This window comes from Weissella cibaria KACC 11862 (genome assembly GCF_000193635.1).
Classification (GTDB): domain Bacteria; phylum Bacillota; class Bacilli; order Lactobacillales; family Lactobacillaceae; genus Weissella; species Weissella cibaria.
This window is the reverse complement of record NZ_AEKT01000015.1, coordinates 14984-29656: the sequence shown is the minus strand read 5'-3', so window position 1 is coordinate 29656 and position 14673 is coordinate 14984. Positions and strand designations below refer to the sequence as shown.

Annotated in this window: 11 protein-coding genes; 7 read left to right on the top strand and 4 right to left on the bottom strand. The window is 46.1% G+C overall.

The genetic code is table 11. The features are described from left to right. Window positions 1-33 precede the first annotated feature (33 nt). Window positions 34-957: a magnesium transporter CorA family protein gene (locus ESE_RS0102535; protein WP_029237436.1), complete on the bottom strand. Its 924-nt coding sequence runs from the start codon at window positions 955-957 to the stop codon at window positions 34-36. Window positions 958-1101: 144 nt separating this feature from the next. Between ESE_RS0102535 and ESE_RS12340 the strand changes: the two genes are divergently transcribed. Then, entirely contained in the window at window positions 1102-1239 is a 138-nt protein-coding gene (locus tag ESE_RS12340; protein WP_003608805.1) for a hypothetical protein, read from the top strand. An 86-nt stretch (window positions 1240-1325) separates the two neighbouring features. On the opposite strand, the gene ESE_RS0102525 is transcribed toward ESE_RS12340, so the two are convergent. Beyond that, entirely contained in the window at window positions 1326-2465 is a 1140-nt protein-coding gene (locus ESE_RS0102525; RefSeq protein ID WP_010370751.1) for a trans-sulfuration enzyme family protein, read from the bottom strand. A gap of 157 nt (window positions 2466-2622) precedes the next feature. Here ESE_RS0102525 and ESE_RS0102520 point away from each other — a divergent pair, with 157 nt between their 5' ends. From ESE_RS0102520 to pepV, 5 genes are all read left to right on the top strand, one after another. After that, entirely contained in the window at window positions 2623-3783 is a 1161-nt protein-coding gene (locus ESE_RS0102520; RefSeq protein WP_010370748.1) for an oxidoreductase, read from the top strand. 2 nt (window positions 3784-3785) lie between these two features. Further along, window positions 3786-4094: a DUF7671 family protein gene (locus ESE_RS0102515; protein ID WP_010370745.1), complete on the top strand. Its 309-nt coding sequence runs from the start codon at window positions 3786-3788 to the stop codon at window positions 4092-4094. Between the two features lie 217 nt (window positions 4095-4311). Then, a complete protein-coding gene (gene gndA, locus ESE_RS0102510; RefSeq protein WP_010370744.1) occupies window positions 4312-5739 on the top strand; it encodes an NADP-dependent phosphogluconate dehydrogenase in 1428 nt (475 codons plus the stop codon). Between the two features lie 332 nt (window positions 5740-6071). Continuing rightward, on the top strand, window positions 6072-7403 hold the full coding sequence (locus ESE_RS0102500) for an APC family permease (protein WP_010370740.1): 1332 nt from the start codon (window positions 6072-6074) through the stop codon (window positions 7401-7403). A 114-nt stretch (window positions 7404-7517) separates the two neighbouring features. Next, entirely contained in the window at window positions 7518-8921 is a 1404-nt protein-coding gene (pepV, locus tag ESE_RS0102495) for a dipeptidase PepV (RefSeq protein WP_010370737.1), read from the top strand. Window positions 8922-8970: 49 nt separating this feature from the next. Here pepV and ESE_RS0102490 read toward each other — a convergent pair whose 3' ends face one another. Next, complete coding sequence (locus tag ESE_RS0102490) at window positions 8971-10425, bottom strand: hypothetical protein (RefSeq protein ID WP_010370734.1); 1455 nt, start codon at window positions 10423-10425, stop codon at window positions 8971-8973. Between the two features lie 92 nt (window positions 10426-10517). After that, complete coding sequence (locus ESE_RS0102485; protein ID WP_010370731.1) at window positions 10518-10877, bottom strand: hypothetical protein; 360 nt, start codon at window positions 10875-10877, stop codon at window positions 10518-10520. A 245-nt stretch (window positions 10878-11122) separates the two neighbouring features. On the opposite strand from ESE_RS0102485, the gene ESE_RS0102480 reads away from it, so the two are divergent. Further along, window positions 11123-14671, top strand: coding sequence for a PD-(D/E)XK nuclease family protein (locus tag ESE_RS0102480; protein ID WP_010370727.1), 3549 nt, complete (start codon window positions 11123-11125; stop codon window positions 14669-14671). Window positions 14672-14673: the final 2 nt, after the last annotated feature.

The window sequence follows — 14673 nt, the reverse complement described above, 5'->3', positions numbered from 1 at the left end:
CCTTCGCCGAAGGTGCCTTTTTTGTGTGGTCGGTTACTTTCGAAAGAACCCCGACCGCCATAAAATAACAGTGGTAATGCTCATCAGAATTAGAGTTAAAATAATTGTGATAATCCAACCCATTGGGGTGTGCGTGAAGGGTAATGAGACGTTTTGGCCAAAGAACCCTGACACAATGTTAGGGACCGTCAATACGATTGATGAAACTGTCAGTAATTTCATAGTCCAATTCAAATTAGAATTTGCCAAATTAACGAACGCATCTGAGACGCTATTGGTCACGAGCTGTGATAGTTCACCAGTATCGATGGCTTGTTGTAATTCGACGGTAACGTCATCAATGCGTTCAGCCTGATGGTCAGTTAATTGCACCGTTTTGCGCGCTTTGTATGAACGCAGTAAATCGCGGTCAGTATGTAGCGAATTAAGTAAATAAATTAAATCGGTTTGCAAATCCATCAATTGGTCGATAGTCTTTTGGGTTTGCTTGGTTTTACGGATCTCACTTTGAATTGGCGTGCGCCGACGGTTGATTTCCAAAATTGCCGACATAAATTTAGACGACAGTAGCTCGGCGCCGTTTAGAATGACGTCTAATGGCGTTGCGTGGTCAGGTAATGGTCGGCGACTCACTTCGGTACCACTGAGATAGTTATCCACATAATCAGTTTCGGGACGCGTAAAGGTGAACAACCGCTTTTGGTCATTGCTAAAGAGCATGCCAATTGGCTCGGTTGTGGCCCGGGTTGAGGTTGGCGTCACCACATCGAAAATGATTAAGGTTAAATCAGCATCTTCGTCGTACTCCATTCGGGCGCTTTCGTAGGGGTCAACAGCATAACTAAGTAATTCATTGGGAATGAGCTGGTCGGTTGTGAGCCATGATCGCTCTTCGGGTGTCATATCATGTACTTGATACCAGATGAAATCTGGGAACGTTGTCTTTTGTGTAATCATAGTAACTTTAGTATACGGGCTTAGCATATGCTTCTCAACAATTTGTGAGAGAAAGTTTGACGGATTTAGGATAAAGGTTTGACGCACTTTGTTTTTATCGGTATACTAGTAAAGTTATCGATAACATAAATGGAGGAAATGATCATGGCTGTTCAATCACCATATAACTCATGGGCTCGTAAGCGACCAACATCACACGATTCTGCAAAGAAGGCTCGTGTGGCTGAAGTTGTTAACATTCAACAATGGGCCAAGGGTAAGGCTGAATTGGAGTCAAAGTAATTTGACGACATCAGTAGCTTACTGAAAAACCGCGTTAAACGTAGATATACGTTAACGCGGTTTTTATTTTGCCTGTTTAAGCAATATTACAAGGCATCCAAGCCTTTTGTCATGTCGGCAATCAAATCATCGATATCTTCAATGCCGACTGAAATACGAACCAATTCATCCTTAATGCCGTTAGCTAAACGAATGTCGCGCGGAATTGATGCATGGGTCATGATGGCTGGCACTTCAATCAAAGATTCAACACCACCAAGTGACTCAGCTAATAAGAAGACATCCAAATTCTCGACGAACTGCTTAACGTCCAGCCCGGGCTGCAGCTCAATTGACATCATGCCACCGAACCCGCGCATTTGACGACGTGCAATTTCGTAGTCTGGTGTGCCAGGCAAGCCAGGGAAATAAACCTTGGCTACCTTGGGGTGATTGTTTAAGAATTCGGCTAATGCCATGGCGTTTTCATTATGACGCTGTACTCGCAAAGCCAATGTTTTAATTGAGCGTTGGACCAAGTATGAATCTTGGGGTGACAAAACTGCACCAATTGACATTTGAATAAACTTAATTCGTTCAGCCAATTCGGCGTCCTTCACAATGACGAAGCCAGATAATACATCGGCGTGACCACCTAGATACTTTGTGCCGGAGTGAATAACGACATCGGCACCTAGGTCTAAGGGGTTTTGATTGTAAGGCGAGGCGAACGTATTATCCACGACAGCAATGGCGCCAGAATCGTGAGCAATGCGGGCTGCTTCGGCGATATCGGTTACGTGCATTAATGGATTTGATGGTGATTCCAAATAAACCATTTTCGTCGTTGGCTTAATCGCTTCTTGTAAAGCCACACTGTCAGCGGTATCAACGGCCGTAAACGTAATGCCCAAATCCGTTAAAATCCGATTAACTAAGCGGAAGGTGCCGCCATATACATCGTTGGCCATCACAATGTGGTCGCCGGCTTTCAATAAACTCATTGTGGCATGAATCGCTGCCATACCAGATGAAAAGGCAAACCCATCTGTTCCGTTTTCAATGGCTGCCATCACTGATTCCAAAGCGAATCGGGTAGGGTTTTCACCACGTGTATACTCGTATTTTGCATGACCACCAAGTGTCTGTTGGTGATAAGTTGACGTCTGATAGATTGGCGTTGTAATAGCACCCGTGTAGGGATCTTCTTGTGTCCCGCCGTGAATGACCTTTGTTTCAAACTTCATATTCGAGTCCCCTCTTTTTCTACAAAACAAGCCGACAAATTTGTTAAACTTATTGTAAATGTCAGCTGAGATTTCAGCGAGAAAAAGGGGCATCAATACGCCGTTGTCCAGAATGCTATAATTGTAATCACATATAAAGTAGAAAGAGTTAAATCTGATGAGTTATAAATTCCTTGAGCCTTTTAAGTTGGCGAACGGTGTTGAAATTAAAAACCGTGTTGTTTTTCCACCAACAACTTTGCGATCATCATTTGCGACGGGTGTCGTGACAGATGATGAGGTGAATTACTACAAGATGCGGGCTGGTGGCCCGGGCTTAGTTATTGTCGAAATGGCCTACGTATCGATGGCTGGTAAGACCTATGTTGGCCAAATTGGGGCGGATGTCGATGAGAAAATTCCAGGCCTGAAGAAAATTGCGGATGCCATTAAAAACCGTGGCTCAGTCCCTGTTTTGCAGCTATCATTTGGTGGTCGTATCGCCCAAACGGCTGCTGTTTTGCACGATGATGTTATCGGCCCTTCAGATGTACCAGGTCACCAACCAGGTATGGCAACGCCACGACCAATGACCGATGCCGAAATTCGCCAGAGTATTGCTGATTTTGGTGAGGCAACACGCCGGGCAATTGCAGCTGGGTTTGCTGGTGTGGAATTGCATGGGGCCAATATGTATGCGATGCAACAGTTTTTCTCAGAACACGCTAATCAGCGGACGGACGAATGGGGTGGTGATTTAGCTGCACGTATGCAATACGGGTTGGCTGTTTTAGATGCGGTTGTTGCTGCACGGACCGCGTATGCGGATGACCAATTTATTATTGGGTACCGTCAATCACCTGAGGAACCAACAACGCCAGGTATCCGTTTTGATCAGTCTTTGGCAATGGCCCAAGAAATTATCAAGCGGCCAATTTCTTATTTCCACATTTCATTGAAAGATGCTTTCCAGACGCCGTTTATGAACAAGGAAGACCAAGAGCCGTTGTACGCGAAGTATAAGGCCATTTTGGGTAATATTCCGTTGATTGTAGCTGGCTTGTTGCGCACGCCAGAACAGGTTGAAGCACTTGTACAAGCAGGTGTCGATGGTGCGGCGATTGGGCGTGAGTTGATTGTCGATCCTAACTGGGTACAAAAGGTGACTAATCAAGACGAAAAGGGTATTCGGTACGCTATTTCAACAAGTGATTTTGACATGTTGGGTATTCCTGAACCATTGCGTTTCTGGTTATTAACGCGTTTCAAGAAGGGACTTGTTGTCTCAACAGATGAGCAATTTGATCCGCAAGTGCCGTGGGCATACTATCGAGGTTAATGATGGCAGATAAATATCCAACAGCAGAATTAATTGGCGTTGTGATGACGCAAAGCAACAGTGGTGCATTTGAGCCTAAGGAGAATCCACTCACGCCGGCTGATTTTCACAGCTGGCGTATTGGCAAGCACACGAAGGGAAAACTCGGTAAGCCAGGTCAACTATTTTTGACGGAAAACAACCTCACTGTGATGTTAGTTGAAACCAAGAAGCTAGCCTTTAAAGATCGGCACGACATCACACCGATGGGTCGGTTTATGACGACAACAGCTTCAGATGAAGTAGTGACGTCCGTATTGGCACAATATTAAATAAGCATAAAGAATGTCGGACAGTAAGTTGTTCGGCATTTTTTATTGCGCAAATTCATTTACCAATCAAGGCGTATTAACTTAGCTGAATTTTGTATATGGGATAAACAATTTCACAATTAATTCACCAACACTTTTTATTTTGACTTTAAACTAATGAGGACTAAACTTATAGTCAATCGAGGGATAGAGATAAAACTTTGGAGGAAAATAAAACATGGCAACTGCAGATTTTGGTGTTGTTGGTTTGGCCGTTATGGGTCGTAATTTGGCTTTGAATGTTGAGTCACGTGGTTACACGGTGGCTGTTTACAACCGTTCAAGCGCTCGTACTGAAGATTTGGTACAAACGCACTCAGACAAGAAGTTTGTACCAGGTTATACTGTCGAGGAATTCGTGAAGTCAATTAAGGCCCCACGTCGTATCTTGTTGATGGTTAAGGCTGGTGCCGGAACTGATGCCGTCATTGAAGAATTGCTACCTTTCTTGGAAAAGGGTGACATTTTGATTGATGGTGGAAACACGTTCTTCGAGGATACAATGCGTCGTTCAGAGAAGTTGGCCCAATCAGGCATCAACTTCATCGGCATGGGTGTATCAGGTGGTGAATTGGGTGCCTTGCAAGGTCCTTCAATGATGCCTGGTGGCCAACGCGACGCTTATGATTTGGTTGAGCCAATCTTGAAGGAAATTGCTGCGAAGGCACCTGAAGATGGCAAGCCAACGGTTGCTTACATCGGACCAAATGGTGCCGGTCACTACGTCAAGATGGTCCACAACGGTATCGAATATGGCGATATGCAATTGATTGCTGAGTCATACGACTTGTTGAAGCGTTTGTTGAAGTTGGACAAGGATGCTTTGGCAGGCACATTTGCTGAGTGGAACAAGGGTGAGTTGGACTCATACTTGATTGAAATCACGGCGGACATTTTGACACGTGATGATGATTTGGGTTCAGGCAAGCCAATGGTTGATATGATTTTGGACCGTGCTGGTAACAAGGGAACTGGAAAGTGGTCATCACAATCAGCCCTTGAAGTTGGTGCCCCACAATCATTGATTACGGAATCAGTTTACGCGCGTTACATTTCAGCAATGAAGGACGACCGTGTGGCTGCTTCTAAGGTTTTGGCCGGTCCTGAGTTTAGCTTTGAAGGGGATGTAGACGCGACGGTTGAAGACATCCGCGAAGCATTGTACTTTGGTAAGATCATGTCATATGCACAAGGTTTCGACCAATTGCGTATGGCCTCAGATCACTATGACTGGGATTTGCAATACGGTGAGTTAGCTCAATTGTGGCGCGCTGGTGCGATTATTCGTGCCCGCTTCTTGCAACGTATTACAGATGCTTACGACAATGAAGCCGGTTTGCACAACTTGTTGTTGGATCCATACTTCAAGGATGTTGCCGAGAAGTATCAAGCAGCAGCCCGTCGTGTGATTGCTTTGGCAACGGCAGCTGGTGTACCAGTACCATCATTGTCAGCAGCGGTTGCTTACTTTGACTCATACCGTTCTGAAGTGTTGCCTGCTAACTTGATTCAAGCGCAACGTGATTACTTCGGTGCGCACACTTACGAGCGTACGGATAAGCCAGCTGGTGAGATGTACCACTACTCATGGTATGAAGAAGCTTAATCTCGTTAATAGTTAATATTAAAAACAATTAATCTCAAAAACTAAGGGTAACGCGCTTGGTTTTTGAGATTTTTTTATTGCTTGTTTAATTTCTGAGAATATGATAAGATTTTAATCGTTATGAAAATGCACACTAAAAAGAAGGAGAACGATTATGTTTATCTTTGCAAATAACAATAATAATAATGATCGTTCAAACTCAACACAATTAGTGATTGGGCGTTTTCGTGTAACGCTTGAACTGTAAGAACGATTTGCAGTCATCCAATCGCTAGGATTGGGTGGCTGCTTTTTTTATATCATTGTTATGTGGGAGTTGTAGGAATTACGTTATGGAAAACAAGATTGAATTGAAACGATCGATGGGTATTTGGTCGGGGTTAGCGATGGTTATCGGAACCGTGATTGGTTCGGGAATCTTCTTTAAGCAAGCGGGTGTCTTGCAAACAGCGGGTTCATCAACGGCTGGGTTGTTAGCTTGGATTGTCGGTGGTGTGATTACGCTGGCGGCAGGACTAACAATTGCCGAGGTTGGTGCGCGCTTGCCAAAGACCGGTGGCTTGTACAGTTACATTGAAGAGCTTTATGGTCCTGCGGCTGGATTCTTAGCTGGTTGGATGCAAGTGGTTGTTTATGCACCGGCCGTTATTGCTTCAATCGCAGGGTATGCCGCATTCTTGACGGCGAACTTCTTGGGCTTGTCACAATCATCAGCCACTTGGATTTCAGTTATCTTCGTGGTCTTTGTGGCTGGCATCAACATGTTGGAGAATCGGGTACCGGCTGCTTTCCAAGTGGCAACGACCTCAATTAAGTTGGTGCCAATCGCGGTCTTGATTGTGTATGGCTTGTTCTTCGGTAAGGTTGATGCATTGGGCCAAACGGTTCACCAAGTGGCAACGACCGGTGGTGGTTTTGGAATGGCCATCCTGGCAACGTTGTTTGCGTATGATGGTTGGATTTTGCTATCAAACATCGCTGGTGAGTTGAAGAACCCACGCCGTGACTTACCTCGTTCAATCGTGGGTGGGTTGCTAATCGTTGTCTTGGCCTATGTTGGGGTGACGTTTGGTGTGTACCATGCTTTGCCATCAGATAAGATTGTGGCGTTGCAAAACAATGCGACGTTTGCGGTGGTTCGAGCTGCCTTTGGTGACTTTGGTGGGCGTGCGTTGAGTTTGGCTATTATCATTTCAATGTTGGGAACGTTGAATGGTAAGATGTTGTCATTCCCACGAATGGCTTACGCGATGTCATTAGATGGCTTGTTCCCAAAGTATTTGAGCAAGCTAACACGTAAGACGCAAGAGCCAGTTAATGCCATTATCACGGTGACGTTGATGACGGTGTTGTTGGATATCTTCTATACCAAGGGTGTGGATCGTTTGTCAGATATTGCGATCTTTACGATTTGGATTTTCTATACCGCAGCATTCTTCGGTGTCTTCATCTTGCGTCGCCAAGTGAAAAAGGGGCTTTTGGCTGAACAGGATACGTTGTTCAAGACACCATTGTTCCCAATTACACCATTAGTTGCCATTTTTGGTGCCTTGTTTGTTTTGGGCTCAACAATTATCAACGACTTTGCAGGGGCTGCTTTGTCAATCGTACTAGTCTTGATTGGATTACCAGTCTTCTACTACTACAAGAAGAAGCGCGCATAAAACAGGTTATAAAAAAGCGAGGACACGTGGTTGTCCTCGCTTTTTGGCTTTACAGGGGTTGGCAAACTGGTTTAAAATTTAAAGTATTAAAAAACCGTGAGAAAAGAGAACGCTATGGAATGGTTCGAACGAACAAAGCCGTATGAGGCGGATTTGATTGCCGACTTAAATCAAATTGTAAAAATACCATCAATATTAGATCCAAATACACAGTCGGATCGGACCCCGTTTGGCGTTGACATGGCGCGTGCTTTAGCAAAGATGGAAGAATTGGCTGCGCGTGATGGCTTCCGTTATGGTCGGGTTGATAACATGGTCACGTGGATTGAGTACGGACCGGCTGATGCAGCCGAAACGGTCGCTATTTTGACGCATATTGATATCGTGCCCGCTGGTGAAGGCTGGTTACGTGATCCATTTAAGCCAGAAATTTTGGATGGCCTCTATTTTGGGCGTGGTGCAGCCGACATGAAGGCCGACCTGATGAGTGCGTATTATGCGATGAAGTATTTAGCAGACCATGAAATCACACTGACCCGCAAAATTCGTTTAATTATTGGGACGGATGAGGAAAATGGTTGGCGTGATTTACCTCGTTACTTCGAGGTAGAAGGTGAGCCGACAATGGGATTTTCACCAGACGGCGCCTTCCCAGTTGTGAATGGTGAAAAAGCCTTTCAGACGGTGCAACTGCGGTTTGCTAACCAGACTACCGGAGATTACGTGCTACGACGTTTCATTGCTGGCTCACGACCAAATGTTGTTCCAGGCGAAGCACGAGCGCGTGTTTCAGTGCCAAATCCAGCTCAAGTACAAAATGAATTTGCGCCGTATTTGGCACAATATCCGTTTTTAAGTGGGCAAAGTGAAGTTCGTGATCAAGAAGTACGCCTCTTGTTGAAGGGTGTGCAAGCGCACGGGGCTTACCCGCAAGATGGTGAAAACGCGGGCACCTATTTGGCCAACTTCTTGCGCCGTTTTGCATTTAATGCCGATGCCAAAACATTTTTGGATTTCATTGGTCGCGTTGTACATGATGATATTGGCGCCGAAAACCTCGGACTGCGGTATCATGATGACGTGATGGGGGACTTAACGCTTAATGTTGGTGTCATGCGATTTAGTCAAAATGGTCAAGGGACAATTTTGTTGAATTTCCGTTACCCACAAGGTGTGAATGTCCAAGCAGTGACAACCCAAGTCCAACGGCATTTGGGCGACTTTGCGGCGACTGTTGAAGTGTGGCCAGGGGGAATGGAACCGCATTTGGTCCCCGAAACAGATGAATTAGTTGGGACGTTATCATTAGTTTATGCGAAGCAAACCGGGATGTATATGAACCCCCGTACGTCAAATGGTGGGTCATATGCGCGTTTGTTGAAGCGTGGGGTAGCCTTTGGTGGCCAGTTCCCAGATGTGCCAGTTACGAGTCATCAAGCAAATGAATCAACGCCCGTTGCGAACTTAACGCGATCGATGGCCATTTTTGCCGAATCGTTGTTAAAATTAGCGAAATAAGATCAAAAAAGCTACCTCATTTGAGGTAGCTTTTTATTGTTGATTAAGTTTACTTACCGAATAGATTGAACATCCAATCGAAGAAACGCGTAACACCCTTTGGCACGCCACCGAGGAAGTAAGCGAAACCAGAGAAGGCTGAAACCAAAATTGACGCAACAGAGGTAACGTTACCCGTGTTGAAAGTAGATTCCGGCTTGTAAGCTGGTGTGTTATTCGTCAAATCTAAGTGGGTTGTCGTATTGTTCTTGAAAATATTAGGTAATGCATTTTTCTGTGCTGCTTCGGCAACGGTCGCTTGGTGGGCAACACTAGCCACGGCCGTTTGAGTTGGCTGTGAAGCATTGGGAGTTGTGACCGTGTCGGTTGTTGCAGGTGTATCAGTCGTTTGCTTAGCAACAGCTACGCTTTTTTGAGGTGTGCGCCCAGCAACCAGCTTTGGTGCTAAAGCCTGCGTTGTTGCATTAACTGAAGTGATCACAGACGCCGCCGTGACTGTCGCTAAGTCGATAGCTGGCTTTGACGTCTGACGAACATTACGTGGTGCAACGCTGACGGCTGACTCCGAAGGGGCAACTGACGTTTGTGAAACACTGCTTGCAGATGTAATTGGGGTTGCTGATGCACTTGAGTCGATCGATGACACAGGTGGCATTGGCACACTATTACTTGGTGCAACCGAACCTGATAAGTCGCTACTCTTAGGCAAAGTAATTGAACTTGGCACGACGCTTAGCGAACTACTGTAACTTGGTGCGATTGATTCAGAACTTTCGCTCGGCGCTACGCTATCGCTTGGTATGACAGAGCTAGGTGCCATACTTCCGTGAGGTGTCACGGGTTCAGGTGCTTCGCTTGGCACGTTAATTGAATCTGATGGCGTTGAATCTGAATAGCTGACGTTTTGCGTTGCTTGCAATGCTGATAGTGAAGCCGCTGCAGCAGAAGATTCTTGGGCTGCTAACGAAGATACCATGGCGTTGTACGAAGCCGCTGAAGATTCGGCGGCTTGTGAGGCAGCGATATCTGATGCACGCTGGGCATCAGCAGCGGCTTCAGCAGCCACTGCTTGCGACGTTGGATCACCTGCGTAGTATACAGGGACATCAAGGTTCTGCATGCCTGAAGCAGCAAGGTAATCAGCGTTTAGTTTAACTGATCGATCGTTGATGTACGTATAAGCATTTGGATCAACCAATGTTGCTAATTGATCCGTTGCAATTCTATTCTGTAGGAAATTGTCAGGAATAATGGCGATGTAGTCGCCGGCAGCATCTGCGGTAACGTTAATGCTAATTGCATCCCCGAGATGTGAACTGCCAATATACATATTTTTAAACGTAACCGTGAAAGATTGTGACTGTGTAACCGGAGCGAGTTGCTCTTGACCAGGAATCACATCATCAGCGGCTACGTTGGTTGTGGTGTAACCAGCACCTAAACCAGTTAAAAGTAGACCGGTCGCTAATCCGCGGACCAGGTACTTACTCGTAGTCTCTTTCATTTTTTCTCTCTTTTCTCTATAAACCATACATTCCCGTATATTATACATGGGTTTGTATGAGTTAAATCATTTATCCGTAAAACTAGAAAATGTTAACGCGTAAAGTAGTAACTAAAGGAAATAGCTTTCAAAATCCAAGCAACTATCAGACCAAATAAAGGTAGGTTTCCTAAAATAGCTCGCTTTATAGAGTTACGTCGAACCGCTGTACGGACGACGCGAATAACGCCTAAGAGAATGGCAATTGATAACAACCCTAGTGAAAGGGCCACGATACCGACTTGAACCGGTCGAATCATTGTATCTGCCACACTCGATATACCGTAAAGGCCGATAAAGACGGGCAACAAGAAGTTTACAATATCAAACTTCTTCGCTTTGCGTCGAGGTGTCACCTTGGTTTCAGGCGTGGCGGATACATGTGTCGTGTCAACTGAGTGAGGTGACATCATGACAGCATTCTCCATTTCTATAACAACTATATAATCTCTTTTTTATATCTCTTAATTCACACTTGAAATCGGACATCTCTCTCAAAAGTGTCCAGTCATGCTGTATTATTTTAGCATTTTTAGTAAGTGCCTTCAACGAAACCAGCAGAACTTTTGATGGTTGGGTGTTGCATGAGAGAGATTAGGGGAAACCTAAGATAACTGGTAAAATGGTAGCAACAAAGCGCTTTTTAAAGGAGGGGCAAATGGCACTTGAATTATTGTTTGGTCGGGCAAGCTCAGACCATGAATTAGCGTTGCTCGAACGTGTCCAAGCTACGTTAGCAGCTGATGATCAAGCGGAAATCTTTTATGTGGTTCCTAACCACATTAAGTTTGAAACGGAAATTCAGGTTTTGAACCGACTAGCAACCCTACAGGATCGGCATGGCGCGGCAGTTGCTGTGCCAAATGTGCAGGTTTTCTCACTGAGTCGTTTAGCTTGGTACTACATGCAAAATGATCCTATCTATCGGCAAGCCAATTTGTCAGCGACGGGGATGACAATGTTGGTGCAATCACTGTTGCGGGAGCATCAAACGGAGCTTGAATTGTACGGTAACTTATTGACGAAGCAAGGGTTTATTAGCCAGTTTGCGAGTCAAATTTTGGAGCTTAAGCAGGCCGGCTTGTCGTGGCAAGAAGTTCGTGACATGGCAGATGCCTTAACGCAACAAGGGACACTGCAAATGAAACTCCATGACTTAGCTTTAATTGGTGAGGCCCTAGACCAAGAATTAGCTACGCGCAATCAGTATTTGAGCAGTCAATTATTGGCAGCTTTGCGGGTTTATTTAGCAACTGAGAAAACGGATGTCTCACACCACTACTATTTCATTAACGGTTATTCCCAAATGACGACCCCAGAACGTGGCGTGGTTGAAGCGTTAATCGAACGGGCCGGGGGCGTCACAATTGCCTTGCCAGCGGATGATGGTTCGGCCAGCGTGACGGCAGAGAGTTTGTCAGAAAATGATTTATTTTACCGCCCTAAGCGTTTAGCCCAACAATTGCGTCAGTTTGCGACTGACCATCAAGTGGCGGTGACGGCAAGCAGTGTGACTATGCAACGGCCAGTCAGTGAGACAATAACGACGGTTGAGTCATTTTGGATTGCTTATGAACAAGAAGGTGTGAAACCCAACGGTCAGACGCCAACCCCAAAGGATTTGGCGATTTGGCAGGCGACGACGCGCTATCAAGAGATTGAACAGATGGCCCGCATGATTCGTCAAGAAGTGGCTAGTGGCAAGCGACGCTACCGGGACTTCATGTTAATGACCCGAGATTTAGGTCAGTATGAAAACATGTTGCCGGCGGTTTTTGCGCGCTATCAAATTCCGGTCTTCATGGATTTGGACCGGCCGATGGCGGCGCATCCCCTAGTAGCCTTTCTTGATAAACTCTTCCGTTTAGCACCGGCGTATACCATCGCAGATGTCATGGGCCTGTTGAAAACGGAATTACTGATTCCAGAAGATGTGACCGTTGCTGAGTACCGGGAAGCGTTGGCGGAAACCGAAAATTATGTCTTGGCTAAAAACACGCCAGGCTGGCGCTGGACAGATAAGCAGCCATGGCAATTCGATCGTAATGTCGCCGACTCAGATGATGAAGTCTTGCGGGAACACGTTGCGGAAAAGGATGCGCAATTGGCACTGATTCACGATCAAATTAGCACCGTTGTGGCACCATTTTTGGCAGATTTGGCCCAGGCCCCAGATGCGCGCGAGATGGCAAGACGCCTCTACCTGTTTCTAACAGAAATTGGCATGCAACAGCGTTTGCTAGCATGGCGTGATGAGGCGATTGCCCAGGGAGACTTGTGGACGGCACAGCAACCCGAACAAGTTTGGCGGACCTTTATTGGCGTACTGGACGATTTTGTCACGGTCTTTGATCATACGCCGATGACGATTGCAGAGTTACAAGAATTGTTGAAGGCAGCCTTTGATAGTGCCAAGTACACGGGTATTCCAGCTACGATGGATCAAGTCCGTGTGTCGGAAAGTGGGATTGTGCAGCGCCAAGGTTATCATACGGTGATTGTTTTTGGTGCCACAAGTGTGAATTTACCAGCCACGACACGTACAAAAGCGTTGTTACATGATGGTGACCGAGAAATCTTGCAAGATCGGTTGCCCGAGCACGCGTTCCTGCGTGAAACATCGGAACAGCAAATGGCACAAGAATCATTGCTGATGTACAGTGCGATGATGACGGCTGCGGATCGTCTGATTTGGCTCTATGCAACTAGTGATGGTGAAGGGAGCCAACAACCATCAACGTATGTCACGCGATTGATGAAACAATTTAACGTGCCGGTACGCCATTTCGCGGCGTTGCCAGATCCGAATACGATGCGCATTGGCGATTATGTCGGCACGGTTGATAGTACATTGGCGCATTTGGTTAGCGTGAATCGCCAAGCGGCCAATCAGCAACCTGCCGGTACATTGAGTAGTGCGTGGCAAACCTTGCAACAACAAGTTAGCCAAATGGCACCAGATAAGACGGCGCGGGTGATGGGTGGTCTAACGTATCGTAATGAGCCACAACAAATCTTGGCATCACTGATGAGTCAGTTATTTAGTAATGATTTGAAGGTGTCGATTTCACGTTTAGAAAATTATGCCAAGAACCCTTTTGAATTCTTCCTGCAGTACGGCTTACGTCTCAAGGAGCGCCAAGTTTTGCAACTAACGCCGGCTGAAAAGGGAACGTTGATGCACACGATTCTAGAGCAGCTGTTTGCTGAATTGATTCGTCAAGACAAAACGTTAAGTGAGTTAACGGATAGCGAGCTAGAAAACCTGGAACGCAATATCTTGAACGGCTTGCTACGCAGTGGGGATGCCACGTTTGATATCTTCAGCAGTTCTGCGCGCATGACGTTTTTGACGCAACGTTTGGCTGCTCAAGTTCATGATACGGTACTGAATATGAAACGTGGGCAACTGGTCGATGGTGGTGTGCACACGTTAGGTGTTGAGGCTGGCTTTGGCTTGCCGCAGAGTAAGCTTAAGCCGGTTCAGTACGAATTACCCTTAGGTAAGGTGACGGTCCGCGGTAAGGTTGATCGGTATGATTTGGTCGAAACCCCAACGGGCAATTTTTTGACGATTGTTGATTATAAGTCGGGTAAGCGGACGTTTGATTACACCCAGGCCTTCGCCGGGTTAGAGTTGCAATTAATGACTTATTGGACGGCCATGCTGGCAAATGCGACGGTATTACCGCCAAGTGAGATGGGTGGGGCTGTCTTCTGGTCACTCCAAAATCCATGGATTAAGGTCAAGGATATCGCAGGTGATACATTGGCGGAGTTACAGACGCAAGCTGATGTGGCAGCGGCAAACCAAGGCACCTATCGCGGGGTTCTGCGCAATGATGAGGCCTATATTGAGCGACTTGAAGGCGTTGATGGTGTGAAGGCACCGTTTGCCATCAAACGTAATAAAAACGGGTCGTTTGCGAAGGCAGCGGACGTCGTTGATGAAGCCGATTTGGATATTTTGCTGGCCTTTAACGAAGCCAAAATCCGCCAGATTGCGAGCCAAATTTTGGCTGGGCAATTCCCACTGCTGCCATTCCGCGATGGCCCAAACAAAACTGGGATGATGTATACGCCGTTTAAGCCAGTCATGATGTTTGATGCCATGATGGGGAATCAGTATCGCAATATTAAAAAGCTAGATGCTAAGGATGCTTTGGCAGCGATGCAATCAGTTATTACAGACGAGGAGGACGACTAGAC

Bases quoted from the DNA above. Each gene is read 5' to 3' on its own strand.
- ESE_RS0102535 (WP_029237436.1), bottom strand. From the start codon at position 957: ATGATTACACAAAAGACAACGTTCCCAGATTTCATCTGGTATCAAGTA.
- ESE_RS12340 (WP_003608805.1), top strand. From the start codon at position 1,102: ATGGCTGTTCAATCACCATATAACTCATGGGCTCGTAAGCGACCAACA.
- ESE_RS0102525 (WP_010370751.1), bottom strand. From the start codon at position 2,465: ATGAAGTTTGAAACAAAGGTCATTCACGGCGGGACACAAGAAGATCCC.
- ESE_RS0102520 (WP_010370748.1), top strand. From the start codon at position 2,623: ATGAGTTATAAATTCCTTGAGCCTTTTAAGTTGGCGAACGGTGTTGAA.
- ESE_RS0102515 (WP_010370745.1), top strand. From the start codon at position 3,786: ATGGCAGATAAATATCCAACAGCAGAATTAATTGGCGTTGTGATGACG.
- gndA (WP_010370744.1), top strand. From the start codon at position 4,312: ATGGCAACTGCAGATTTTGGTGTTGTTGGTTTGGCCGTTATGGGTCGT.
- ESE_RS0102500 (WP_010370740.1), top strand. From the start codon at position 6,072: ATGGAAAACAAGATTGAATTGAAACGATCGATGGGTATTTGGTCGGGG.
- pepV (WP_010370737.1), top strand. From the start codon at position 7,518: ATGGAATGGTTCGAACGAACAAAGCCGTATGAGGCGGATTTGATTGCC.
- ESE_RS0102490 (WP_010370734.1), bottom strand. From the start codon at position 10,425: ATGAAAGAGACTACGAGTAAGTACCTGGTCCGCGGATTAGCGACCGGT.
- ESE_RS0102485 (WP_010370731.1), bottom strand. From the start codon at position 10,877: ATGATGTCACCTCACTCAGTTGACACGACACATGTATCCGCCACGCCT.
- ESE_RS0102480 (WP_010370727.1), top strand. From the start codon at position 11,123: ATGGCACTTGAATTATTGTTTGGTCGGGCAAGCTCAGACCATGAATTA.